The 23849-nt window shown below is 62.7% G+C and carries 25 protein-coding genes; 7 read left to right on the plus strand and 18 right to left on the minus strand.

Going from position 1 to position 23849, the window contains the following annotated elements; genetic code table 11:
- Positions 1–34: 34 nt before the first annotated feature.
- The 10 genes from EEQ99_RS12600 to EEQ99_RS12645 form a co-directional block, all read right to left on the minus strand.
- Positions 35–1858, minus strand: a complete 1824-nt coding sequence (locus EEQ99_RS12600; protein ID WP_063476435.1) for a methyl-accepting chemotaxis protein — start codon at positions 1856–1858, stop codon at positions 35–37.
- 432 nt (positions 1859–2290) lie between these two features.
- Complete coding sequence (locus tag EEQ99_RS12605; protein WP_028756689.1) at positions 2291–2752, minus strand: plant virulence effector HPE1-like domain-containing protein; 462 nt, start codon at positions 2750–2752, stop codon at positions 2291–2293.
- A 105-nt stretch (positions 2753–2857) separates the two neighbouring features.
- Positions 2858–4129: a phosphoribosylamine--glycine ligase gene (purD, locus tag EEQ99_RS12610; RefSeq protein WP_127430538.1), complete on the minus strand. Its 1272-nt coding sequence runs from the start codon at positions 4127–4129 to the stop codon at positions 2858–2860.
- Positions 4130–4193: 64 nt separating this feature from the next.
- Complete coding sequence (locus EEQ99_RS12615; protein WP_097622961.1) at positions 4194–6128, minus strand: DUF2207 domain-containing protein; 1935 nt, start codon at positions 6126–6128, stop codon at positions 4194–4196.
- A gap of 37 nt (positions 6129–6165) precedes the next feature.
- Entirely contained in the window at positions 6166–7428 is a 1263-nt protein-coding gene (locus tag EEQ99_RS12620) for a 3-phosphoshikimate 1-carboxyvinyltransferase (RefSeq protein ID WP_127430539.1), read from the minus strand.
- 90 nt (positions 7429–7518) lie between these two features.
- On the minus strand, positions 7519–8070 hold the full coding sequence (locus EEQ99_RS12625; protein ID WP_047613851.1) for a LemA family protein: 552 nt from the start codon (positions 8068–8070) through the stop codon (positions 7519–7521).
- A 62-nt stretch (positions 8071–8132) separates the two neighbouring features.
- On the minus strand, positions 8133–8684 hold the full coding sequence (locus tag EEQ99_RS12630) for an adenylate kinase family protein (RefSeq protein WP_097622963.1): 552 nt from the start codon (positions 8682–8684) through the stop codon (positions 8133–8135).
- Entirely contained in the window at positions 8681–9637 is a 957-nt protein-coding gene (locus tag EEQ99_RS12635) for a glycine--tRNA ligase subunit alpha (RefSeq protein WP_028756701.1), read from the minus strand. Before EEQ99_RS12635 ends, EEQ99_RS12630 begins: the two co-directional genes overlap by 4 nt.
- Positions 9638–9929: 292 nt before the next feature.
- On the minus strand, positions 9930–10121 hold the full coding sequence (locus EEQ99_RS12640) for a membrane protein (protein WP_047613848.1): 192 nt from the start codon (positions 10119–10121) through the stop codon (positions 9930–9932).
- Between the two features lie 18 nt (positions 10122–10139).
- On the minus strand, positions 10140–11000 hold the full coding sequence (locus EEQ99_RS12645) for a S49 family peptidase (protein ID WP_047615364.1): 861 nt from the start codon (positions 10998–11000) through the stop codon (positions 10140–10142).
- A gap of 196 nt (positions 11001–11196) precedes the next feature.
- Here EEQ99_RS12645 and EEQ99_RS12650 point away from each other — a divergent pair, with 196 nt between their 5' ends.
- Positions 11197–12537 carry an Nramp family divalent metal transporter gene (locus EEQ99_RS12650; RefSeq protein WP_047613846.1) on the plus strand — a complete coding sequence of 447 codons (1341 nt, stop codon included), beginning with the start codon at positions 11197–11199 and terminating at the stop codon, positions 12535–12537.
- Here the strand turns inward: EEQ99_RS12650 and EEQ99_RS12655 are convergent.
- A complete protein-coding gene (locus EEQ99_RS12655; protein ID WP_127430540.1) occupies positions 12534–13310 on the minus strand; it encodes a tRNA1(Val) (adenine(37)-N6)-methyltransferase in 777 nt (258 codons plus the stop codon). The genes EEQ99_RS12650 and EEQ99_RS12655 overlap by 4 nt on opposite strands.
- A 6-nt stretch (positions 13311–13316) precedes the next feature.
- Complete coding sequence (locus EEQ99_RS12660) at positions 13317–13544, minus strand: putative signal transducing protein (RefSeq protein ID WP_024321294.1); 228 nt, start codon at positions 13542–13544, stop codon at positions 13317–13319.
- A gap of 108 nt (positions 13545–13652) precedes the next feature.
- Here EEQ99_RS12660 and EEQ99_RS12665 point away from each other — a divergent pair, with 108 nt between their 5' ends.
- From EEQ99_RS12665 to moaB, 4 genes are all read left to right on the plus strand, one after another.
- Complete coding sequence (locus EEQ99_RS12665) at positions 13653–14669, plus strand: polyprenyl synthetase family protein (RefSeq protein WP_028756705.1); 1017 nt, start codon at positions 13653–13655, stop codon at positions 14667–14669.
- Positions 14670–14802: 133 nt separating this feature from the next.
- Positions 14803–16638, plus strand: a complete 1836-nt coding sequence (locus tag EEQ99_RS12670; RefSeq protein WP_063476431.1) for a tetratricopeptide repeat protein — start codon at positions 14803–14805, stop codon at positions 16636–16638.
- A 12-nt stretch (positions 16639–16650) separates the two neighbouring features.
- Positions 16651–17547, plus strand: a complete 897-nt coding sequence (locus tag EEQ99_RS12675) for a 4-(cytidine 5'-diphospho)-2-C-methyl-D-erythritol kinase (RefSeq protein ID WP_127430541.1) — start codon at positions 16651–16653, stop codon at positions 17545–17547.
- Complete coding sequence (gene moaB, locus EEQ99_RS12680) at positions 17547–18098, plus strand: molybdenum cofactor biosynthesis protein B (RefSeq protein ID WP_028756708.1); 552 nt, start codon at positions 17547–17549, stop codon at positions 18096–18098. Before EEQ99_RS12675 ends, moaB begins: the two co-directional genes overlap by 1 nt.
- A 22-nt stretch (positions 18099–18120) precedes the next feature.
- On the opposite strand, the gene EEQ99_RS12685 is transcribed toward moaB, so the two are convergent.
- Together EEQ99_RS12685 and EEQ99_RS12690 are read right to left on the minus strand one after the other, a co-directional pair.
- On the minus strand, positions 18121–18435 hold the full coding sequence (locus tag EEQ99_RS12685) for a hypothetical protein (protein WP_028756709.1): 315 nt from the start codon (positions 18433–18435) through the stop codon (positions 18121–18123).
- A 188-nt stretch (positions 18436–18623) separates the two neighbouring features.
- Positions 18624–19142 carry a glycosyltransferase family 2 protein gene (locus EEQ99_RS12690; RefSeq protein WP_047613840.1) on the minus strand — a complete coding sequence of 173 codons (519 nt, stop codon included), beginning with the start codon at positions 19140–19142 and terminating at the stop codon, positions 18624–18626.
- Between the two features lie 139 nt (positions 19143–19281).
- Between EEQ99_RS12690 and EEQ99_RS12695 the strand changes: the two genes are divergently transcribed.
- Positions 19282–20439 carry a PA0069 family radical SAM protein gene (locus EEQ99_RS12695; protein ID WP_028756711.1) on the plus strand — a complete coding sequence of 386 codons (1158 nt, stop codon included), beginning with the start codon at positions 19282–19284 and terminating at the stop codon, positions 20437–20439.
- A 276-nt stretch (positions 20440–20715) separates the two neighbouring features.
- Entirely contained in the window at positions 20716–21405 is a 690-nt protein-coding gene (locus EEQ99_RS12700; RefSeq protein ID WP_063476428.1) for a ribonuclease HII, read from the plus strand.
- Between the two features lie 154 nt (positions 21406–21559).
- Here EEQ99_RS12700 and EEQ99_RS12705 read toward each other — a convergent pair whose 3' ends face one another.
- The 4 genes from EEQ99_RS12705 to EEQ99_RS12720 all read right to left on the minus strand — a co-directional run bounded on the left by EEQ99_RS12705 (position 21560) and on the right by EEQ99_RS12720 (position 23803).
- Positions 21560–22051: a F0F1 ATP synthase subunit B gene (locus tag EEQ99_RS12705; RefSeq protein ID WP_028756713.1), complete on the minus strand. Its 492-nt coding sequence runs from the start codon at positions 22049–22051 to the stop codon at positions 21560–21562.
- Positions 22052–22054: 3 nt separating this feature from the next.
- A complete protein-coding gene (locus EEQ99_RS12710) occupies positions 22055–22678 on the minus strand; it encodes a F0F1 ATP synthase subunit B (RefSeq protein WP_028756714.1) in 624 nt (207 codons plus the stop codon).
- 77 nt (positions 22679–22755) lie between these two features.
- Positions 22756–22983 (minus strand): F0F1 ATP synthase subunit C, encoded by a 228-nt coding sequence (locus EEQ99_RS12715; RefSeq protein WP_003545854.1) that lies wholly within the window; start codon positions 22981–22983, stop codon positions 22756–22758.
- A gap of 67 nt (positions 22984–23050) precedes the next feature.
- Positions 23051–23803 carry a F0F1 ATP synthase subunit A gene (locus EEQ99_RS12720; protein WP_018245007.1) on the minus strand — a complete coding sequence of 251 codons (753 nt, stop codon included), beginning with the start codon at positions 23801–23803 and terminating at the stop codon, positions 23051–23053.
- Positions 23804–23849 lie beyond the last annotated feature (46 nt).

The raw sequence follows: 23849 nt of genomic DNA on the forward strand, positions 1-23849 counted from the left end.
TTGGTGATGAAAAGGCTTGTTGCCTCCGCGCCGTTTAAGCGGCGCGGCGACCTTGATGCATGGCCGGGGCAGCGCTTTCGCCACTGACGCGGAAGCCGCGGATGAGGTCGATCAGCTCGTCGGTGTCGCTGGCGAGCGTCTCGGCCGATGCCGTGGTCTCTTCGGCCATGGCGGCATTCTGCTGGGTGGCGGCATCGAGCTGGTTCATCGACGACGAGATCGAACGCAGCGTCGTGTCCTGTTCGGAAGCGCTGTGGGCGATCTTGGCGACGATCTCGTTGGCGGCCTTGATCTGGTCGGAGATGCGCTTCAGCGCCTCGCCGGCCTCGCCGACCAGACGGACGCCATGGTCGACCTGGCTGGAGGAGCGGGCGATCTGGTCCTTGATCTCTTTGGCGGCCGCGGCGGAACGCTGGGCAAGTTCGCGCACTTCCTGGGCGACGACCGCAAAACCCTTGCCGGATTCACCGGCACGCGCGGCCTCGACGCCGGCATTCAGCGCCAAGAGGTTGGTCTGGAAGGCGATCTCGTCGATGACGCCGATGATCTTGGTAATCTCCGACGACGACTTCTCGATGCCGCTCATCGCTTCGATCGCCTGGGTGACGATCGCGTCGCTATGGTTGGCTTCGGTGCTGACCGAGTGGACCCGCTTGCTCGCCTCATGGGCGCCATCGGCCGTCTGACGGACGGCAACGGTAAGTTCGTCGAGGGCAGCGGAGGTTTCTTCCAGGCTGGCCGCCTGGCGCTCGGTGCGCTGCGACAGCTCGTTGGAGGCGCGGCGGATCTCTTCCTTGCTGGTGCCGATATCGGTGCCCTTGGCGCTGACCTTGGCCATGGCAGCTTCGAGATGCGACAGCGCATCATTGAAGTTGTCGCGCAGGGCGGCGTATTTCTGGCCGAGATCGGCGCAGCGCACGGTGAGGTCGCCACGGGCGATCATCTCCAGCGCCTGGCCGATGGTCGCCACCACACGCGCCTGGAGCGCTGCCTCATCCTGCTGCTGGCGCTGATTGTTCTCGCGCTCGCTTTCCAGCGCCAGCTGCTGGGCCGCCTCGCGATCCGACATCGCATGGCGCTCCCTGATCTTTTCCTGCAGCGACTGCGTCGCCTTGGCCATCATGCCGACTTCATTGTTCATGCCGATATGCGGGATGGCGATGGAAACGTCCTCTTCGGCGACGGCCTTCAGGGCGGCATGGACGTTGTTGAGAGGTCCCGATATGCCGCGGATGACGAGGTAGGCGGCCGCCATGGCGAGGAAGAACAGAACGATGCTGCCGGAGAGCGCGGTCAGGATCGTGCTGTTTATCTGCGCATCGAGATCGTCCATGTAGACGCCGGTGACGACGACGATTTTCCAGGGTTCGAAGGCCTGTCCATAGGCGGTCTTGCGATAATCGCCGACGGGTTGGCCCGGTTTGACCGTGGAATAATATTCGACGAGACCGCCGCCCTGCTGCCCGAGCTTGACCAGCTCATCGCGATAGAGCTTGCCCTTGCTGTCCGGCTGGCCCTTGTTGATCTGCCCGACTTTCGACGCATCGTAGTGGAACACCATCTGGACGTCGTAGCTATAACCGAAGAAATAGCCGTCCGGATCGTATTTCATCCCGTTGACGGTGGCATAGGCCTGCTTCTGGGCCTCCTCCAGCGTCATTTCGCCCGCGGTTACCTTGGCCTGGTAAAGCTTGAGAACGGAGACCGCCGACTGAACCTCGGCGCGGAGCATGTCATAGCGCTCCTTGTAGATCGCATCGACCGAAGAGCGGATCTGCAGGGAGGTGGCGATCGCAAAGGCGATCATCAGGCCGACGACCAGCAATATGAGCTGCTTCGATATCTTCAAATTTTTCATGACGCCTCGCAACGGGAATGAATGGCTGCATTCCGGTGCGGTTTTCTACCGCCTGTGCGAGCGCGCCGAAAAAGAGAGCGCGTCTACCGCTGCTAAAACAAACATGCTGCGACCGGGTAAGTAACAATTGATGCTTACCCTATAAAAAAGCTTTAATTTTATTGGACGCGGCGCGAACTTCCCTCAAAATCAGGGGGTAGAGTTACAAGGCAGACGCCGGATTTTCATCCGCCGGCCCAATATCATGTCGAACTCTCAGCTTGCCCGGCGCATCAAAACAGGAATGCACCCCCGCTGCTCATCGAGGGTGCATTCGGTCCACCAGTGGTGGACCCCCAAACGATCGAAACCTTGATCAGGTGGGGCAGGGAAGTTTTTGCCTTTACGCAATTCCGGACGGAAAACCGCTTCGCACTTTTCCTGGAAGTTGCTCTAAAAGCGCAGTTCGAATTCGGAAACGTTGAGGGCTGCCGGTTGTTCCGCCATGCCGGCGGCAACAGGCTTGGCGTCGCCGCCGATGACGGCGGCGGTCGTTGCGCTCATGTCGATGCCGTCGGCCGGCGGGGCGGAGGGTGCTGCGGCAAGCATCGCTTCCGGGGTCGCCTTGCTGACGAAGACGACGGGCGAGCCGCCCATCCAGCCTTCGGTGCGATAGATCTTTTTTTCGCCGCCGACGTCGCGGATTTCACTCGCCTGGAGGACGCCGGGCTTCAGCTCCGGCACCGTGTAGTCCTTCTTGCTCACTTCGGCCTGGAGCGGCGGACAATTGGCACAGCTTTCGGTGACGATGCTGCCGTCAGCGCGCGGCGCGGTCTTGCCGACCACCTCTATCGAGGACGCCATCGCAGAACCTGCCATCAGCAGGATTGCCGCACCGAGGAAAATCTGACGCATCAACGCACCTCCGTCTCACTATGGGAGCGGTATAGCGCAGCTTTGTTTCCATCCCGTCAGGGGAAAGGGTAAAAATTTAAAGAATGCGGTCGTTTACACCGTATCTCAGGCTTTTTCGCGCTCGATCGCCCGCCAGCCGATGTCGCGCCGGCAGAAGCCGTTTTCCCAGGTCACCCTGTCGAGCAGCGCATAGGCGCGGTCCTTGGCCTCGGCAACCGTGCCGCCGGTGGCGGTGACGTTCAGCACGCGGCCGCCGGTCGCAACCAGCGCGCCGTCCTTCAGAGCCGTGCCGGCATGAAACACCTTCTCGCCCTTACCTGCATCCGGCAGGGAGAGGATCGGCGTGTTCTTCTCGTAAGCGGCCGGATAACCCTTGGAGGCCATGACCACCGTCAGCGCCGGATCGTCGCTCCATTCGGCCTTGACCTGGTCGAGCGTGCCGTTGGCGGTGGCAAGCAGCAGCGGCAGCAGATCGCTCTTCAGCCGCATCATCATCACCTGGCATTCGGGATCGCCGAAGCGGACATTGTATTCGATCAGCTCCGGTCCCTTCCGGGTGATCATTAGCCCGGCGAAAAACACGCCCGAGAAGGGATGACCGCTCTCGGCCATGCCGCGCATCGTCGGCTCGATGATCTCCTTCATGGTGCGCTCGACCATCTCCGCGGTCATCACAGGCGCCGGCGAATAGGCGCCCATGCCGCCGGTATTGACGCCGATATCGCCCTCGCCCACCCGTTTGTGATCTTGGGCGGTTGCAAGTGGCAGCGCATGTTTGCCATCGCAGAGGCAGAAGAAGCTCGCCTCCTCGCCGTCGAGATAGGCTTCGACGACCACTTCGGCGCCGGCAGCGCCGAAGGCGCCTTCGAAACAGTCGTCGACCGCGGCCAGGGCTTCATCCAGCGTCATCGCGACCGTCACGCCCTTGCCGGCGGCAAGGCCATCGGCCTTGACGACGATCGGCGCGCCCTGGGCGCGGATATAGGCTTTGGCCTTCGGCGCATTGTTGAAACGCTGATAGGCGCCTGTGGGAATGCCGTAGCGGGCACAGATATCCTTGGTGAAGCCCTTGGAGCCCTCGAGCTGGGCCGCAGCGGCGGACGGACCGAAAACCACAAGGCCATCGGCACGCAAGCGGTCGGCGAGGCCGGCAACCAGCGGCGCCTCCGGGCCGACGACGACGAAATCGATCGCCTTGTCCTTGCAGAAGGCCGCGACCGCTTCATGATCCGCGATGTCGATGGGCACGAGGACGGCGTGTTCGCCGATGCCGGGATTGCCGGGTGCGGCGTAGAATTCGGTCATCAACGGCGATTGCGCCAGCTTCCAGGCGAGCGCATGCTCGCGTCCGCCCGATCCGATCAACAGAACCTTCATGCGCGACCCTTTCCTTTTGCCCCTGGCGGTTAAGGGCCAAGGGCCCAAAGGTCAAGCGGGAAAGCTACCAGCCCCCGCCTCCACCGCCTCCTCCACCGCCGCCCGACGAACCGCCGCCGGAAAAACCGGAGGATGAGCTGGATGGCGGCGGTGCCGGAATCGTCGAAGCGATGGTCGAGGCCATCGACGAGGAAAAGCCGCCGATACGATCGGAAAAGCTGCCGCTGTTGAAATTGCCGGAATACCAGGCGGGCGCATAGGTGGCAGCCGCACCGGCAGCGGCTGCCGCAAGCCAGGTTTCGAAGGTGCGCGACCAGGGCTTTTCGACGCCGAGCGCCACCGCATAGGGCAGCAGCGTCTCGAAATGCTGCGGCGACATTTCCGGCGCGCCTGCCGTGTTCATCCGGTCTTTCTCGGCCAGCGTCAGATATTGGCGCAAGCCGTCTATGCCATCCATCATCTTGGCGCCGAGCGGGGTCGGCGCGCCCATGATGAAGAAATAGAGGATGTTGAGCAGTACTATGCCGCCGACGGCAAACAGCATCGGCGTTTCATGCAGTTCCACCAGCGACGAGGCAAGCGCCAGGACCACGGTCGCCAGGATGCTGATGCCGACGAAAACGCCGATCGCCGTGGCAATGATGGCGATGATCTTGCCGAACAGCGACCTGCCGCGATGCAGCGACCGCATGAAGCCGGCGACGAACACCGCGACAAAGACCGAGATGGCGATCGGGATCAGCATCAGCGCGATGGTGTCGGGCTGCAGCGACCCAAAGACGAACAGCGCCACCAGGGCGGCGGCGCTGAGCGCAATGCCGCCCGTGGTATAACCGAGGTTGGAATTGTAATATTTGCCGCGGTGCTCTTTCTCGATCGCCGAGCGGAAAGCCTGGCCGACGGACTTCACCCGCTCGCCATTGGCCTTGTCGATCGTCAGCGTCTTGCCGGCGCCGCCAGCGGCCTTCAGCAGTTCGATCTCGCCGGCCTGGAATTTCTCTTTGCCGAGCGCCTTGCCGGTGCCGCGGATGACAATCGAATTCTTCAGATCTTCGAGCTTGACGTAACCGCGAACCGCAAGATTGAGGGCGGTGGCGGAAAGGGCGGTCCAGCCCTCGCCGGAAAAGCCCTTATTGTCGATGTAGTTGACCAGTGCCGGCGAGATACCATCAGGCGCGTCCCAGCGGGGCACGACGACACCGCGGGCAGGATCGCGACCGACCTTCAGCCATGATCTGAGATAATAGGCGAAAACCAGGATCAGCCCACCGAAGCCGATGAAATAATCACGGTTGTCCTTTAGCCACCATGTGCTTTCCATATCCGTGCTCGGCGGATCGATCGAGCCCTTCGGCATCTTGATCGCGAAGGTCAGGCCTTCGTTAGGACCGAGAGGCGCGGTGGTGGAAAAAACGATGCCGGCGCCGGTTTCGCTGGCGCGGGCGTTCTTTCCAGTTGCGCCCTGCCGGCCGGTGAAGAAGGTCGTCTCGGTGGCAGTGACACCCGGTGGCAGCGTCACCGTCGCCGTCGCCGAGCGGATCGGGAAGATCCAGCCATTGCCGGTGACGTTCCAATAGAGTTCGTCATGATCGTCGAAATAACGGATCTGCCGGTTGGTCCTGTAGGTAAAGGCATATCGATGACGGCCCGGTGTCACCGTCACATCGGCAGAACCGGCATAGATGCGGATGCCGCCCGATATCGATTCAGTGTGCCAGGGCTCATCCGCGCCATCGCGCTGGACCGACACCATATCGAAATCGACGCTGCGGCGACGGCCCGAGGCATCGGTGAAATAGAGCGGAAAATCGCGGAAGATGCCGTGATTGATCCGGTCGCCCTCGGCGTTGACGGTGACCGTTTCCGTCACCGTCATCGCGCCGCTCTTTTCCAGCACGATGTCGGAGGCAAAATTGTCGATCACCTCGGCGGCAAAGGCCGCCGGGGCGGCGAGCATCAACAGCAGTGCAAAGCAAAATCCGAAAAACCGACGCCCCATCCCTGTCTCTCCGTCGGCAGCCTCGGCTGCGTTTTCGTCAATCCTTGTCCCGATATGTCACGCCGAGTGCCGCCAGTGTCCGCCAATAGGCAGGGAAAGTCTTGCCGACGCAATCGGGATCGAGAATGGTGATGCCGTCGATCTTCAGCCCGGCGAGCGCGAAACTCATGGCGATACGGTGATCGGCAAAGGTATCGATCTCGGCCGGCAGCGTTTGACCGGCGAGAGCAGGATCGGAATGAACGATCAGATCGTCGCCCTCCTCGACAGCCAGACCTTCGCGGATATTGTTGAGCCCCGTGGACAGGGCCCGAATGCGGTCGCATTCCTTGACGCGCAGATTGGCGATGCCGACGAAGCGAACCGGCGTCTCGTTGAAGGCGGCAAGCACGGCAAGCGTCGGAACGGCATCCTGCATCTGCGAGCCGTCGATCTCTGCCGGCAGGTGCGGGAATGTGGCGATGACGTCATAGGCGCGGGCATCCGGCTGCGAGAAGGTATCGGAGGGAACACCGAGATCGATCGCGCCGTCGGTCAGAACCTCGGCGGCCCAGAGATAGGTCGCAGCCGAGGCATCGGGCTCGACGATGAAGTCGGCGGCGCAGTAGCCGGTCGGCTCGACGCGCCAGGTCACCGGACTGGTCTTGTCGACCTTGGCGCCGAAGGCCTTCATCGCCGCGGTGGTCAGATCGATATAGCCGAGCGCGCCGATATCCTCGCCGACGAGTTCGATGTCGACGGGCCGGTCACCACCGGCCGCCATCATCAGCAGCGCCGAGACATACTGGCTGGACAGGCCGCCATCGATACGGATGCGGTCGGCCTGGAAGCGGCCGGTGCCCTTGACCGTGACCGGCGGGCAGCCGGTTTCGGCGCTCACGTCGATGCCGAGCGTGCGCATCGCCTCGACCAGCGGGCCGATCGGGCGCTTGCGCATATGTTCGTCGCCGTCGACGATGACGGTGCCGTCGACCAGAGCCGCCGCCGCCGTCAGGAAGCGTGTCGCGGTGCCGGCATTGCCGAGGAAGAGCGGCGCCTTCGGCGGCTGCAGCCTGCCGCTGCCGGTGACGACGAAGGTGGTATCATCGGGCTCGTCGATCGAAACCCCCATCCCACGCAGCGCTTCGGCCATATACCGCGTATCGTCGCTCTTCAGCGCGCCCGTCAGCCGGCTGGTGCCCTTGGCAAGGCCGGCGAGCAGAAGCGCGCGATTGGTGATCGACTTGGAGCCCGGTGGCATGGCGCGGCCCGAAAGCGGCTTGCCCGGCGGGATGATCGTGAGTTTGGCTGTGCGTGTCATGCTGTTCTTCCGTCCATAAGGCGACCATTACCGGCCGCAAATCTGCCCTTGCTCTTAATCGCTTTCTTGCAAAGGCAAAATGCCGGATCGTCAGAATTTCACGCTGGGGACGGCGCGATCGGCCTCATTGGTGATTTCGAAATAGTCCCGCTTGGCAAAACCGAACTGGCCGGCGACCAGATTGGACGGGAAGCTTTCGACCTTGACGTTCAGGTCGCGGGCCGCGCCATTGTAATAACGGCGCGCCATCTGCAACTCGCCTTCCATGGTTTCCAGCGAAGCCTGCAGCTCGGCAAAGTTCTGGTTGGCCTTGAGATCGGGATAGGCTTCGGCGAGCGCGATGAGCCGACCGAGCGCCTGGCCGAGCAGCCCTTCCGCCTGGGCCCTGCCCGCGACATCGCCCGATGGCACGGCCTGCGCCTTGTTGCGGAGCTCAACCACCTCTTCGAGTGTCGACTTTTCATGGGCGGCATAACCCTTGACCGTCTCGATCAGGTTCGGGATCAGGTCGGCGCGACGCTTGAGCTGGACGTCGATGCCCGACCAGGCCTCTTCCGCCATCTGCCGCGCACGAACCAGGCCGTTGTAGATGAAGACGAGATAGAGCGCGACCAGAACGATGACGCCAAGCGCAATATACATCGCGAATCCCCCCGCAGCGAAGTAATGTCGGGGCGGAGACTACGCGGGTTTGCCGGCTGCCGTCAAACGCCGATATCGGCGAGGATCCGGGCCGTCGTCTGCTCCGGTGAAAAGCCCGTCGTGTCGATTTCGACGGTGCGTTCAGCCAGCCCACGCAGCAGTTTATGGTTTGCCCGCAGCCGTTGTAACGTCGCCGTATCCGTCAGCTTGAGCGCCTCAGCCCGGCCGGGAGCAACAAGACGCCTGGCATTCTCCTCCGGGGCGCAATCGAACAGGATCGCCACGAGATCGGCGCCTCTCGCGGCGGCCGGATCGCTGTACCAGGAGAAGGTCGCAGCGTCATCTGCGTCGTCCGATAGAGCATCGGTAAAGACGAAGCTTTCGGCAGGGTCCGCGCGCGCGGCATGGTCGAAAAACGCGTGGCGAATCTGCCCTCTCAGCGAGGCGTGCAGCGGATCGCTGCGGGAGAACAGAGCCTCGGCAGGATTGAGCAGTGTATGGTTGTCGATGAGCCGCGCGCCGAGCCTTTTTGCCAGCAAGCGACCGACAGTCAGCTTTCCAGTGCCCGGCCAGCCGTTGATATGGATGATACGGCCGACAGGGTTTTGCGTCACGCCGCCTCTTTGGCCAGATTGACGCCGCCGGCGTCGGTCAGCAGGAAGGCTTCGCCGCAGGCCTTGGCAAGGGTGCGCACCCGCAGGATGTAGCTCTGACGCTCGGTGACCGAGATGACGCCGCGGGCGTCGAGCAGGTTGAAGACGTGGCTGGCCTTGATGCACTGGTCATAGGCCGGGAAGACGCATTTGTGCAGGCGCTGGTTGGCGTTATCCCCCGGCGCGCCGGCATCGAGCAGCGCCCGGCATTCCTTCTCGGCGTCGACGAAGTGGCGATGCAGCATCTCGGTATTGGCGAATTCGAAATTATGGCGCGAATATTCCTGCTCGGCCTGCAGGAAGACATCGCCATAGCTGATCTTTTCGTCGCCTTCGCGGCCGTTGAAGTTCAGGTCGTAGACATTGTCGACGCCCTGGACATACATGGCGAGGCGTTCGAGACCATAGGTCAGTTCGCCTGCGACCGGCGAGCATTCGATGCCGCAGACCTGCTGGAAATAGGTAAACTGCGAGACTTCCATGCCATCGCACCAGCATTCCCAGCCGAGGCCCCAGGCGCCGAGCGTCGGGCTTTCCCAGTCGTCCTCGACAAAACGGATGTCATGCAGCAGCGGATCGAGGCCGATCGCCGCCAGCGAGCCGAGATAGAGTTCCTGCAGATTGGGCGGGTTCGGCTTCAGGATGACCTGGTACTGATAATAATGCTGCAGCCGGTTCGGGTTCTCGCCATAGCGCCCGTCGGACGGGCGCCGCGACGGCTGCACGTAAGCCGCCTTCCACGGCTTGGGGCCGAGGGCGCGCAACGTTGTGGCAGGGTGGAAGGTGCCGGCGCCGACTTCCATGTCGTAGGGCTGCAGCACCGCGCAACCCTTGTCCGCCCAGTAGCTATGCAGGGTCAGGATCAGCGCCTGGAAGGAGCGCTTCGGGTTCATATGGTCTGGGATAGCTGACATCGAACGGCACCGATTGCTTGGGAATTATCGGCGCGACAGGTGCCATGGAGGGCGACGGGGGTCAAGACTTTTACAGCGGTGGAGAGACGGCTGCGGCGATATGGAAGAGGAATTCGGTTACCGCTCACCCTAACCCTCTCCCCGCTCGCGGATCGAGGGGACGTGCCAAACGCTGCGGCGAGATTGAGGCTGCCGGTGCGGCATATTTCCCTTCTCCTCGCGAGCGGGGCGAAGGTGCCGACAGGCGGATGAGGGGCAAGCGCCGGGTGAGAGGCCGGTACAGTCGGGCCCCTTATTCTCCCTCGCGCTTCAGCCGGTATTCGCCCGTCGCCGGGTCCTTGACCAGCGTGCCGATCGCGCCGGTCTGACGCTCCTTTTCAGCTTGGCGCGATTTTTCGGCGAGCTTGCGGGCATCGGAGACGAAGCGGCGGTAGAGCCACCAGGCTGAGAAAACCAGGATGAGGATGGTAATTAACTGCGGCATGCCCCTCTCTTGCTCCCTTCAAAGCCCGAAACGGCTCCACAATGCTCTCTCTTCCGCCGCTTCGACAAGCCCTGTTGCGAGACCGGATGCAGCCCCTTCGAGCGAGACGGGCGATACGCCGGGAATCCGGCGGCCGAACAGGCCGCGGCCGGCGGTGACGAGCTCCAGCTTGGTCTTCTGGCCGTAGCGCCGCTTCAATTCCTGGCGCATGTCGCCGAGGCCATCGATGAGGCCGAGTTCGAGGCCGCGCGTGCCGCTCCAGAACAGGCCCGAGAAGACCGCCGCATCGTCCTGCAGCTTGCCGGCGCGACGCTCGCGCACCATCGAGATGAAGACCTGGTGGATTTCGAGCTGCAGGCTCTTCAGATACTCGATATCCTTTTCCTTTTCCGGCTGGAACGGATCGAGGATCACCTTGTTTTCGCCCGCCGTATAGACGCGGCGCTCGACGCCGATCTTCTTCAACAGTTCGGGAAAGCCGAACCCGCCGGAGACGACGCCGATCGAGCCGACGATGGAGGTGGCATCGGCAATGATCTCGTCGCCGGCCAGTGCGATCATGTAACCGCCGGAGGCGGCGACATCCTCGACGAAGACCAGAACCTTCTTCTGCTTCTCGCGGGCGAGCTCGCGAATGCGGGTGAAGATCAGCCGCGACTGCACGGGCGAGCCGCCCGGCGAATTGATGGAGATGGCGACTGCCGGCGCGTCCTTCATGGCGAAGGCCTTTTCCAGGACCGGGGAGACATTGGCGAGATTGAGGGTTGGCCGGAACTGGCCGCCGCCGCTGATGATCGCCCCCTGCAGCCGGACGACCGGGATGGTGATGCCGTCCTTGCGGAACCGTTTCGGCAGCAGCTTTCTCAAGAATCCGGCCATTTCCCATCCTTTGCTTCAGGTCGCACGCTCGCAATTTACGATCGGCATCCATGTATGCGCTGGAACGCCAAACGCAATGGCCGCGTTCCTGAAAACATCGGCCCGAGGCATCGGGATTGATTTTCTTGTTGCGAATGAATTGCATTATCATTCTAATCCGTCATAGTGCACCGACGCTAAAACAGGTGGAAATCGCATGGACGTCCTCAATCCGAATGCAAAGAGCGGCTGGCGGCACGAACGCGGCGAGGCGTCGCTGTCCGATGTCTACCGCACCGTCGGAACCGGGCGTCACAGCTCGATGTGGCGAAGGGCGGCAGCCTTTGCCGGGCCCGGCTATATGGTCGCCGTCGGCTACATGGACCCCGGCAACTGGGCGACCTCGCTCGCCGGCGGCTCGAAATTCGGCTATGCGCTGCTCACCGTCGCGCTGCTTTCCAACCTGATGGCGATCGTGCTGCAATCGCTCTGCGCCCGCCTGGCGATCGCCTCCGGCCGCGATCTTGCGCAGGCTTGCCGCGACGCTTTTCCGAAATATGTCTCGGTGCCGCTCTGGGCCTTTGCCGAAATCGCCATCATCGCCACCGATATCGCCGAGGTGATCGGCACGGCGATCGGCCTCAACCTGTTGATGGGCATCCCGCTCGAACTCGGCGTGCTGATCACCGCGCTCGACGTCTTCGTGATCCTCTTCCTGCAGAAGCTCGGCTTCCGCTGGGTGGAAGCCTTCATCATCGCGCTGCTCGGCGTCATCGCGATCTGCTTCGGCGTGCAGATATTGCTTGCCGACCCGCAATGGGGCGCCGTCCTCACCGGCTTCTTCCCGACAACGGAGATCGTCACCAATCCCGAGATGCTCTACCTGGCGCTCGGCATTCTCGGCGCCACCGTCATGCCGCACAATCTCTACCTCCACTCCGGCATCGTGCAGACGCGGGCCTATGGCCATACTATCCCTGAGAAGAAGGAGGCGCTGACCTTTGCGACGATCGACTCGACGGTCGCATTGTGCTTCGCGTTGCTGATCAACGCCTCGATCCTGATCCTGGCGGCTGCCGCCTTCAACGCGCATGGGAAGACCGACGTCGTCGAACTCGGCGAGGCGCATTCGCTGTTGTCGCCGCTGCTCGGCCTCGCCATCGCGCCGACGCTGTTCGGCATCGCGCTTCTCTGCTGCGGCCTCAATTCGACGGTGACGGCAACGCTTGCCGGTCAGATCGTCATGGAAGGCTTCCTGAAGATCCGGCTGAAGCCATGGGTGCGCCGGCTGATCACCCGGGCCATCGCCATCGTGCCGGCGGCAATCGTCACCATCTGGTATGGCGATCAAGGCACGGCCGAGCTTTTGATCCTGACGCAGGTGGTGCTCAGCCTGCAGCTTTCCTTCGCCGTCTTCCCGCTTGTGATGTTCACCGCCAGCAAGGCCAAGATGGGCGAGTTGGTGGCGCCGCGCTGGCTGAGCGGCATCGCCTATGTGATCGCGGTCGTCATCGCCGGATTGAACGTCAAGCTGCTCTTCGACTTCGTCACCGGCTAAATTCTGGTGTAAGCCGCCCGGCCATTGTTGAAATCATCGACGAGAGGGGAGAACTTGTGGCTCCCCTCTTCGTGCATGATCAGAGGCGCGCGCAGCGACAGCCGCGCCCGCGATCCCTTGATTGCGGTCACCAGGATACGGACCGCATTTTCACCCGGACGCGGGTGGATGGCTGTCAATTCGAGGCCGCCGAAGCGACGGCCGCAGGCGAGGATGATTTCGGCGATCGACTGGGGCCTGGCGATCAGCGACAATTGGCCGCCGGGGATCATGATGGCGCCGGCCGTGCGGATCCAGCTTTCGAACAGGCCGTCGGTCATCGCATGGGCTTCGGCCTTCAGCGCATCCGGCGTGCGTCGGTCGCCGGCATCATTGAAGGGGGGGTTCATGATGACGTGGTGGAAGCTCTCATCGGTAAGGCCGGCATCGTTGCGCGCCTTGGCGGTCAGGGTCACATCGGCCTCGACGACGCTGACGCGGCCTGCGACATGGGCATTGCCGGGCAAGAGGATGCTGCGGCGGGCATAATCGGCCATCTCGGCCGAGCGCTCGAAGAGCACCACCTCTGCATCGGCAAGCCGCGAAGCGACGGCAAGGCCGGCGGCACCGGCGCCGGCGCCGAGATCGGCAACCCTGACCGGGCGATCGTCGGCGACGAGAGCCGCAAGCAGCATCGCATCCATGCCGGCGCGATGGCCCCTGCCCTTTGGCTGCACCACATGGAAGGCGCCGCGGTGGAAGGCATCGATGGTGTCAGTGGTTTCGCCTGCCATCGGAGCTCACTTCCGCTCGCGCAGCTCGCCGCCGAGACCGGCATCGATGAGGATGCGGCGCGCCTGATCGGCCATCTCCTCGTCCACCAGCAGGCGGCGCGACAGCATGCCGAGCGAGCCCTCCAGCACGCTCATGCCCTGATCGGCGATGAAGCAGTGAATTCCGGCATCCTTCATCAAACTCTCGGCATAGGAGAGAAGAACGGGGTCGTTGGCGCGGATAAGCTCATGCATTTGCCGTCGTTTTCCTTCCAATTTCGCTCAGCGCGACAATTCACCCCTTGCCGCGTCCATCGCCCCTTTCTATTGTCAGGTGCAATTAATGAATAGGAGTCCGGGTCGTTGGGCGTGGTCATACCGCTTGAAGAAAGCAAAAACAAACTGGCATCCATAAAGCCGCTGGTCGATCTCACCAGGGCGGATATGGAGCGAGTAAACCAGCTCATTCTGTCCAAGGCCGGCTCCGACGTGCAGATGATCCCCGAAGTGGCGAACCATCTGATCTCATCCGGCGGCAAGCGGCTGCGGCCGATGCTGACGCTGGCTTCCGCCTCGCTGTTCGACTACAGGGGCGAAAACCACGTCAAGCTCGCCACATCGGTCGAGTTCATGCACACGGCGACGCTGCTGCATGACGACGTCGTCGACGAGAGCGATCTGCGCCGCGGCAAATCGACGGCACGGATGATCTGGGGCAACCAGGCAAGCGTGCTGGTCGGCGACTTCCTGCTCGGCCAAGCCTTCCGCATGATGGTCGATGTCGGCTCGCTCGATGCGCTCGACGTCCTGTCCTCGGCCGCCTGCGTGATCGCCGAAGGTGAAGTGCTGCAGCTTTCCGTCGCCAAGAACATGGAGACGACGGAAGACGATTATCTCTCCGTCATCCGCGCCAAGACGGCCGCTCTCTTTGCTGCCGCCGCCGAAGTCGGGCCGATCGTCGCCGAGGCCGGCCGGTCCGGCCGCAACGCCCTGAAATCCTATGGCATGAATCTCGGGCTCGCCTTCCAGCTCGTCGACGACGCGCTCGACTATGGCGGCAAGGCTGCCGATCTCGGCAAGAATGTCGGCGACGATTTCCGCGAGGGCAAGATCACTCTGCCGGTCATTCTCGCCTATCGCCGCGGCACCGAGGACGAGCGCGCCTTCTGGCGCGATGCGATCGAAGCCGGCAACAGCACCGACGCCAACCTCGAAAAAGCGCTGGGGCTGATCACCAAATATGGCACGCTGAGCGACACGATCGGCCGCGCGATCCATTACGGCACGATCGCACGGGATGCGCTTGCGCCGCTTCCCGATACCGTCTGGAAATCCTCCCTGATGGAAGTGATCGACTTCTGCATCGAGCGCGTCAATTGATCAATCGTCCTTGATCGCAGGCTGATTTTCTTGCAGCGCCGCTTCAAAAAAGCCATCCTGTTATGAATCAGTGATCGCAACTTGTTTTGCGGCCGGCCCCATTGCCGGGACGCTGTCGAAGAAAGGTTTCCTAATGCGGCAGAGATTTGCCATCCGTCTTCTTACGAGCGCAGCGCTGGCCGCTGTCCTTTCGCTGGGCGGCGTCGGCGGCGTCAACGCCGAGGATGCGGCCAAGACGGGCGATGCCGCAAAGACCGACAGTTTCTTCGATGCCGATAGCGTCACCAGTTTCTCCGGCGCCTTCCTCGCCGCCCGCACGGCCGATGTCGATCATGACTACGAAACCGCGATCGAACTCTACAAGAAGGCGCTGCAGATCGAACCCGGCAATCCCGAGATTCGCCAGCGGCTGATGATCTCGCTGCTGCTCAATGGCGACATCAAGGAGGGCGTCAAATATGCCAACGACCTGAAGGGCGATCCTTCCGTCGAGCGCATCACCACGATCGTGCGCGGCATGGATGCCGTGCGCCGCGACGACTACAAGACCGCCGAGGCCATCCTGAAGTATAAGGGGCCGAACGATCTCGACCGGATGATGAACGACCTGCTGCTTGCCTGGGCCCGCGTCGGCGCCGGCCGCGGCAAGGAAGCGCTCACCATGGTCGAGAAGATGAAGGGACCGGACTGGTTCCGCATCTTCCAGAATTACAATGCCGGGGCGATCGCCATCGCCACCGGCGATGTGAAGTCCGCCCGCAAGCATCTGAACGATGCCGTGCTCGACAAGGAAGGCGGTGCGACGGCGCCCGACACCTTCATGCGCGCGGTGATGGCGCTTGCCCGCCTCGAAGCAACGCAGGGCAATAAGCAGAAGGCGCTCGACGCCGTTTCCGTCGGTGACAACCTGCTGCCGAATTATGCGCCGCTGAACGCGCTGCGCGACAGCATCGAAAAGGACGAGAAGCAGGAACAGCAGGTCAAGACAGCCGAAGAAGGGGCTGCCGGCGTGCTGTTTTCGGTCGGCGGCGCACTGAACCGCGACGGCGCCGAGGACATCGTTTCGCTTTACCTGCAGACGGCCAATGCGCTCGATCCGAACAGCGCCGATACGCTGGTGCTGCTCGGCGGCATCGCCGAGAAGCAGAACCAGATGGACCGCGCCATCGCGCTCTACAAGAAAGTGCCGGAGAATTCGCCGATGCGGCGCATCTCCGAGCTGCAGCTCGGCCTTGCCCTTGCCCAGGGCGGCAAGGTGGAGGAGGCGCGCAAGCACCTGCAGGCGCTGATCACCTCCGACCCGAAGGACATCCGCAGCTACCTCGCCTATGGCAGCGTGCTCTCCGATGCCAAGGACTACGAGGCGATGGCCGCCAATTACGACAAGGCCGTCGAAGCGATCGGCCCCATTCCCGGCCGCGCCAACTGGAGCGTCTTCTTCCAGCGCGGCATTGCCTATGAACGGCTGAAGAAGTGGGACCAGGCGGAGCCGAATTTCCGCAAGGCGTTGGAGCTCAACCCCGACCAGCCGCAGGTGCTGAACTATCTCGGCTATTCCTGGATCGACATGAACCGTAACCTCGACGAAGGTCTCGGGATGATCAAGAAGGCCGTCGATCTTCGCCCTGACGACGGTTACATCATCGATTCGCTCGGCTGGGCCTATTTCCGCCTCAACCGCTTCGACGATGCCGTCGACGAGCTGGAGCGGGCTGCCCAGATCAAGGCCGGCGACGCGACGATCAACGACCATCTCGGCGATGCCTATTGGCGCGTCGGGCGCAAGCTCGAAGCCGTCTACCAGTGGAACCGGGCGCTCAGCTCCGAGCCTGAGGCTGCCGAGATCCCGAAGATCAAGGACAAGGTCGCCAACGGCCTGCCTCCCGTCAGCGACGATGCCAAGGCGGCCGACAAGAAGCAGCCGGATCCGGCCCCCGTCACGCCGCCGCCGGTCGACAAGAAATCCTGACGGGCGGGACGCATGCCTGAAGAGGGCCTGGCCGACGCTTTCGGCGTCACCGAAGAGGCGCGCGCGAAGATCAACCTGGCCCTGCATGTGACGGGCCAGCGGCCGGACGGTTATCATCTGCTCGATATGCTGGTGACCTTCGCAGAGCATGGCGACCGGCTGGGTTTCCTGCCCGCACAGGCCGACGCCTTCACCCTGTCAGGCCGTTTCGGCGGCGCGCTTGCCGAAGATGGCGGCACCAACCTCGTGCTGAGGGCGCGTGATCTCCTGCGCGAGACGGTCGGAGCCCTCGCCTTCCCTGTGCATATCCATCTCCAGAAGAATTTGCCGATCGCCTCCGGCATCGGCGGCGGCTCGGCCGACGCAGCTGCGACCTTGCGGGGGCTGATGCGCCTCTGGGGCACGAGGTTGCCCGAGGACGCGCTTGCTATGCTGGCGCTGAAGCTCGGCGCCGACGTGCCGATGTGCATGGAAAGCCGGCCGCTGATTGCCCGCGGCATTGGCGAAAAGATCGAACCGGTGCCCGATCTGCCGGCCTTTGCCATGGTGCTTGCCAATCCGCTGAAGGGCGTGTCGACGCCCGAAGTTTTCCGCCGGTTGGCGACAAAGGACAATCCGGCCTTGAGCCTGGCTCCGCGCGTGCCCAACACTGCCGACTGGCTCGCGGCGATCGGTGCCGCCCGCAACGATCTGGAACCGCCGGCGCGTGAGCTTGTGGCGGAGATATCGGCGATCTCGGCGATGCTGCAGGCCAGCGGCGCGCTGTTGACCCGCATGTCCGGTTCCGGCGCCACCTGCTTCGGCATCTTTGCCACTATGACCGCCGCCGAAGATGCGGCGGCGGCTCTTCACGACGCGCGGCCCGACTGGTATTTCCAGGCGACGGAAACGGTTTCGGGAGGCATGTGATGGCAGCTCTGGACGAAAAGCGGCCCTTCATCGCGGTCGGTATTGCGGTTCTCACGATCTCGGACACGCGCACGCCGGAGACGGACAAGTCAGGCGACACGCTGGCGGCGCGGATCACCGAAGCGGGCCACCGGCTGGTCGACCGTGGCATCGTGCCCGATGATCGGACGGAGATTGCCTCCCGGGTAAAGGCCTGGATTGACAGCAAAGACATAGACGTCGTCATCACCACGGGTGGTACCGGCTTTACCGGCCGCGACGTGACGCCCGAGGCGCTGGAGCCTTTGTTCGAAAAGCGGATGGACGGCTTTTCCGCCATCTTCCACCGGATCTCCTACGAGAAGATCGGCACGGCGACGATCCAATCGCGCGCCACGGCAGGCGTTGCCAATGCCACCTTCATCTTCGCGCTGCCGGGTTCGCCCGGCGCCTGCCGGGATGCCTGGGACGGCATTCTGAAAGGCCAACTCGACTACCGCAGCGTGCCGTGCAATTTCGTCGAGATCATGCCGCGGCTGGACGAGCACCTGAAACGCGGCGCGACGAAGTAGACTGCCTGCAAGAGCGGCATTCCTATGTGGCCAGGCCCGGCAGGACGGGCATGGTATCCCAGCTATCACCCGACAGCAGAATGCAGCTTACGCCGTGAACATCCGTGACGATGAGGGTCCAGGTGCCGCTTTCGGCGGCATAGACCTCAAGAATGGCGTTCTGGTTGATCAGTCCGACTGCCGTGAGCTTTTCGGCGAAGTTCTTGTCCAGGAAATTGACGATTTCGGGTCGGCCTGCGCAACTGCGCATCATCTGCGATGCTGCCGAATGCGGATGCGCGATCACCAATATCGGCAATATGACGGCCAGCAGGCCGTAGATCATACCGCGTGTCATGACGCACCTCCTTTCGCCGGGAACCCGGCAGAAGAGGAGATTGTCGCTGACCTGTTCTGCCGTTCACCGGCATTCCATGGCCATTCCGTTGCGAAGCGCGGCGCTTCGACGGCGCCATGTTTGAATTATAGCGCGAAATCCTATTGGGCGCCATCTTTTGCCCGAGCCGTGGGAGGGAATCGCGGCAGCTACCGTGCGGCGCGGGCGACCCAGGACGGAATGAGCTCGCTCGCCAGCCGCCGCGGTTTCTGGCCCTTGACGAATTCGGCAAGCCGCATGCCGCTTTTGGCGGTGGCGAGTGCCAGCTTTTTCGGCACCAGGAAACCGAGTTCCAGCGGCGGTACGGCCCGGCCGACACGCTGGAAGAACGGGCGACGATAGCCCCTCGACGCAGTGAAGCGCGCCGGCAGCTTGTTCAGCGCCACATATTCGGCGATCTCATCGATCCAGCCCGCCTGCGGTCTGGCGCCCGGCTCGACGAAGAGCAGCCATTCGCCGCGCGCCGAGCGGACGATGTCCTTGATATCCCATTGCGAATGGAAGCGGCAGCCGGCAGCGTCGGCCACCCGTGAGGTGCCGTCGCGAGAGCCGTGATCGAGCACGATCACATCGCTCACCAGCCCCTCCACTGCGCCTGCCACCAAGACCGATAAAGTCTGCGCCAGTTCAGATTCCTGATCCTGACATTCGAGAACAACCGTCAACATTGACTGTTTATAATGCGCCGCACAAATTTTTGCCAGCGCCGTTTTCCTCATTTTGTTCTTGCATTGTTCTCATTTTGCCGATAGGAATTTAATCAGCAAAACGGGCGGAGGCGATGGCTTTCCGCCACGGGAGAATCCGATGAGAGAGCAGTCCCTGGCAGGGCAGGCCGCATTCGCGCCTGCCAATACGGCAGATATTGCCGATGCGATGATCGTTTCCTCGGGTCTAAGGGTCGAGGTCGATCGGCGGCGCGGGCGTGGGGCGGGATTGAACCCGACGGGGCGGTTCGAAGCGCTGCAGCGGGAGACCTTCGACGATGGCTGGCAGACATGGGAAGAACTGCCGCCGTTCAAGACGGAAGTGCAGGTCGAGAAGCCGCGCACGGCCATCACCCGCAACGAATCGCCGGATATTTCCTTCGACCGTTCGATCAATCCCTATCGCGGCTGCGAACATGGCTGCATCTATTGTTTCGCCCGGCCGACGCACGCCTATATGGGGCTTTCCGCAGGGCTCGATTTCGAGACGAAGCTGTTTGCCAAGCCCGATGCGGCAAAGTTGCTGGAGCGGGAGCTCGCCAAACCCGGCTACAAGGTGCGGGTGATCGCCATCGGCACCAATACCGACCCCTATCAGCCGATCGAAAAGGAATGGCGCATCATGCGCGGCATCCTCGAGGTCTTGAACAAGGCAAACCATCCAGTCTCGATCGTCACCAAATCGGCGATGATCCTGCGTGATCTCGACATTCTGCGGGAGATGGCAAGCAAGAACCTGGTGCGCGTCGGCATCTCCGTGACCACGCTGGATCGCAAGCTTGCCCGGACGATGGAGCCGCGGGCCGCAACACCGCCGCGGCGGCTGGAGACGATCCACACCCTTGCCGAAGCTGGCATCCAGACGGCTGTGATGGCCGCCCCGCTGATCCCGGCGCTGAACGATCACGAGTTGGAGCGCATTCTCGAATCGGCCAAGGCTGCCGGCGCCGCCGAGGCGAGCTATGTCATCCTCAGGCTGCCGCTCGAGGTCAGCCCGCTGTTTCGTGATTGGCTGCTGCAACATTACCCCGATCGTTACCGGCATGTGATGTCGCTGGTGCGCTCGATGCGCGGCGGCAAGGATTACGATGCCGAATTCGGCAAGCGCATGAAGGGCGCCGGTCCCTATGCCTGGCAGATCGCCAGGCGATTTGAGATGGCAGCCCGGCGTTTCGGCCTGACGCGACGCAGCGTGCCGCTGCGCGACGACCTGTTCGTGCCGCCCGACGGCAGCGGCGTCCAGCTGTCGCTTCTTTGACCTTTTGTTTTACGCAGTTCAGGCAAACCGCTTCGCGCTTTGCCGGGAACTGCTCTCTGGCCTTTACGCAATTCCGAACGGAAAACCGCTTCGCACTTTTCCTGGAATTGCTTGTAGCTTGCGCATCGGCTTCTCGATAGAACCGCCCTGTCTTCGAGCCCCGAGCGCAATTCCCGCGGATGGCCTTGACCGCCACCATCCGCCGGACCGGTCCCCGGCCGCCGCCCTGATCCGGGGACTTGCGGGAAATCGGGTTGGCGTGCGAGGTTCAGCCGCATGAAACCTCGCACGCCACCCGATTCTCCCCTGCTTTTCGACACGGCTCCGCTCGTGCCGGATTTCAAACTCGAGCTCAAAGCCCGCAGGGCCGGCCACTGGCCGGTTGCCGGCGCCGACGAGGCAGGCCGCGGGCCGCTGGCCGGGCCTGTGGTCGCCGCTGCCGTCATCCTCGATCCCAAACGCATCCCCGAGGGTCTGAACGATTCCAAGCAGCTTTCGGCGCAACGGCGCGAGGAACTGTTCGCGCAGATTCTGGCGACCGCGACCGTCTCCATCGCCTCCTCCAGCTCGACGCGCATCGACGAGACCGATATCCGCAAGGCTAGCCTCGACGCCATGCGCCGCGCCATCTGCAGCCTCGCCATTCCGGCAAGCTACGTGCTGACCGACGGGCTCGACGTGCCGCCCGGCCTCGATTGCCCCGGACAGGCGGTGGTCAAGGGCGATGCCCGCTCGGTCTCGATCGCCGCGGCCTCGATCGTCGCCAAGGTGACGCGCGACCGGATGATGGCACGCGCGCATCATGTGTTTCCGGATTACGGCTTTGCCGCGCATGTGGGCTACGGCACCGCACAGCACCGCGCCGGCATCGAAAAACACGGCCCCTGCTCCCTGCACCGGATGAGCTTCCGGCCGTTGCGCAAGGTCGAGGATGGTCCCGAGATGGATCAGCTTATTTCCGAGTAGGAACGGAGAGGTCGCGGCATGGTCCCTTCGCCCCGTTTACGGCGGTCCGAAGGATGGGACGAGACCAGCGGCTCGCCCCAGCACAAGGCCGAGTCATCAACAAAGAAAAGGCCGGGACATGCCCGGCCTTCGCTCTCAATCTTTTCGATACAGCTCAGTTGAGCCGCGTCTTGACCTGGCTGACGGCATTGCCGAAGAGCTCGGACTGAACCTTGGCATCGGCCTGCTTGGCAAGCACGGTTTCGGCGGCCGCGATTGCGAGATCGACGGCAGCGGAACGCACCGCCTTCATCGCCTCGGCCTCGGCCTGCTTGATCTTCTGCTCGGAAAGCGCCGTGCGGTTGGCGACGAATTCTTCCGTCTTCTTCTTCGCCTCAGTGGTCAGCATTTCGGCTTCGCGCTCAGCGGCGGCAACGATGTGGGCCGCTTCGGCTTCCGCTTCCTTGCGCTTGCGCTGGTATTCGGCGAGCAGGTGCTGGGCCTCTTCGCGCAGACGCTTGGCTTCGGCCAATTCGTTGCGGATCTGGTCGGCGCGGTCGTCGAGCGACCGTGCCATCATGCCCGGAACCTTCAGGTAAACGACCAGCGCCAGGAAGAGGACGAGGCCGACAAAGGCGAAGAAAGTTGCGTCAAAGGCAAATTCCATCGATCAAGCCTCCTTCTTGGCAGCTGCGACGGCAGCAGCGACATCGGCCTTGGCGACGGTGCCGCCGATCAACTGATCGACCACGGCAGCCGCGGTTTCCTCGGCAATGGTGCCGACGTCGGCGAAGGCCTTGGCCTTGATCTCGCCAATACGAACTTCGGCAGCCTTGATCTTTTCCGACAGGCTCGCCTCGACAGCGCGGCGATCCTCTTCGGCTTTGGCCTTGGCGGCGTCGCGTGCGGCAGAGCCGATCGCGTTGGACTTGGCGCGCGCAGCGGCCAGTTCACCTTCATAGGTCCGGACGGCGGCGTCGGCTTCCGCCTTCAGGCGGCCTGCTTCTTCCAGATCCTGGGAAATGCGCGTGTGACGCTGATCGAGGATGGCCCCGATGCGCGGCGCGATGACCTTTTGCATGAGCAAATAGAAGACGCCGAACGTGATCACCAGCCAGAGCAGCTGGGATGCGAAGGTCGTCGAATCGAAAGGCGGGAAAGGGCCGCGGGCGTGTTCGCCTTCGGCAACACCAGTCTCGGTATGGACCTCGCCTGCGGCCGGAGCGGCATGCGCATCCGTACCCGTCGCTGCCGCCGGTGCTTCCTCAGCGTAAGCCGGGGTCACAAAAAACATGCTCACCTCCAGGTGGACTGCAAATGCAAAGGATCACGGCTTGCGGTCGCAGGCCGTGATCCATCTATTCGCCGATATCAGACGGCGAAGAGGAGGAGGAGAGCGACGAGCAGCGAGAAGATGCCCAGAGCTTCCGTAACGGCGAAGCCGAATACCAGACGGCCGAACTGGCTGTCAGCGGCAGACGGATTGCGCAGTGCGCCGGAGAGGTAGCTGCCGAAGATATTGCCGAGGCCGAGAGCCGTACCGGCCATACCAAAGCAAGCCAGGCCTGCACCGATGTACTTTGCTGCTTCCGCTTCCATGTTGAACTCCTTTGAAATGGTTGTTGCGGCGAATGACTGACGCCCTTTGACGTCGATGTCGTTATCCTTAGTGCCCGCCCGGATGGATTGCGTCGTTGAGGTACATGCAAGTCAGCACCGCAAAGACGTAAGCCTGGAGGAAGGCGACGAGGAACTCGAGACCGGTCAGGGCGACGGTCATGATGAGGGGAAGAACGGCTCCGCCGACACCGACAGCACCGAGGGCTCCAAGCGAGGCGACGAAGCCTGCGAACACCTTCAGCGTGATGTGACCGGCGAGCATGTTCGCAAAAAGACGAACAGAGAGTGAAATCGGACGGGACAGGAACGAAATGATTTCGATCGTGACAACAAGCGGCAGCAGAACGCCCGGTACGCCCGACGGCACGAAGACATTCAGGAAGTGGAAGCCGTGCTTATAGAAGCCGTAGACGAGAACCGTGCCGATAACCAGGAGCGCGAGCGCGAAGGTGACGATGATCTGGCTGGTGACCGTGAAGAAATACGGGAACATGCCGAGCAGGTTCGCCGTCAGGACGAAGGTGAAGAGCGAAAAGACCAGCGGGAAGAACTTCATTCCCTGCTTGCCCGCGCCTTCCTTCAGCATGTTGGCGATGAACTCATAGGACATTTCCGCGACCGACTGCGAACGACCCGGCACGATGGCGCGGTTCGAGGTCGCGAAATAGAGGAAGCCTACGGCAACGGCAGCAGAAGCGGCCATGAAGAGCGATGCATTGGTGAACGAAAAATCAATTCCGCCGATTTCGATCGGCACAATCTTCTGGATCAGGAACTGATGAGTCGGATCGTTAGACACCGCTTGTTCTCTCTCTTTGGCCCGCAGAACGCGGGGTCATTGCACT

Source organism: Rhizobium anhuiense (assembly GCF_003985145.1).
GTDB lineage: Bacteria > Pseudomonadota > Alphaproteobacteria > Rhizobiales > Rhizobiaceae > Rhizobium > Rhizobium anhuiense.